Origin of the sequence: Methylobacterium sp. J-068, from assembly GCF_022829445.1 — a bacterium.
Classification (GTDB): domain Bacteria; phylum Pseudomonadota; class Alphaproteobacteria; order Rhizobiales; family Beijerinckiaceae; genus Methylobacterium.
The window spans coordinates 1-1014 of record NZ_JAKSXY010000004.1; the positions used below are offsets into that span (position 1 = coordinate 1).

Below are 1014 nucleotides of genomic sequence, written 5' to 3' on the forward strand. Positions count from 1 at the left end.
AGGGAATGTCCGCCGCGTTCGAAGAAGTTGTCGGTTCGGGCGATGTCGGGCACGCCGAGGACCTCGCTCCAGATCGCCGCGAGGGCGGCCTCGGTGGGGGTGAGGGGCGCATCCGGCTGGTCCGGTGATCCGTCCGGCCGCGCGCTCCAGTCGGGGACGGGCAGGGCGGCGCGGTCGAGCTTGCCGTTGGGTGAGACCGGCAGGGCGGGCAGGAACACGAGGCGGGCCGGGACCATGTGGTCGGGCAATTGGCCCGCCAGATGCGCCCGCAGCGTGGCCTCGATGGCGGCCTCGCCGCCCTGCGCCCGGTCCGCCCCCCGCGCCTCCCCACGCGCCTCCGCCGGTGCCTCGCGCGGGACGCAGTACCCGACGAGGCGGGGACCGCCCGGCGCGGGGACGGCGACGATGGCGGCGTCGGCGACGCTGGGATGCGCCCGCAGGCGGGCGGCGATCTCGCCGGGCTCGATGCGGAACCCCCGGATCTTCACCTGGTCGTCGAGGCGCCCGAGGAACACCAGCGCCCCGTCGGGCCGGCGCCGGACCCGGTCGCCGGTGCGGTAGAGACGCCCGCCCGACGGCCCGAACGGGTCGGGCACGAAGCGCTCGGCCGTGAGCCCGGCCCGCCCGTGATACCCCCGCGCCAGACCGAGCCCGCCGATGTACAGCTCTCCCGCGACCCCGATCGGAACCGGGTTCAGGTCGCCGTCGAGGACGTGCAGGGCGAGGTTGGCGATGGGGTGGCCGATGGGCACCTCCGTCGTCTCGGTCCCTGTCCCGGCCTCATCGCCGCAGGCCCAAGCGGAGACGTCGATGGCGGCTTCCGTGGGGCCGTAGAGGTTGTGCAGGGCCGCCCCCGTGCGGGCACGGACGGCGGCCGCGAGGTCGCCCGGCAGGGCCTCGCCGCTGCACAGGATGCGGGTGAGCGGCGCGCAGGCCTCGAGTTCGCCCGAGGCCACGAAGGCGGCCAGCATGGCGGGGACGAAGTGCAGGGTGGTCACCCCGTGCCCGACGATG

1 protein-coding gene is annotated in these 1014 nt (G+C 75.8%); it reads right to left on the minus strand.

Features of this window, described 5'->3' with window-relative positions; translation table 11 throughout:
- On the minus strand, positions 1–1014 hold a 1014-nt coding region (locus MKK54_RS00020; RefSeq protein WP_244008479.1), incomplete at both ends, for an AMP-binding protein.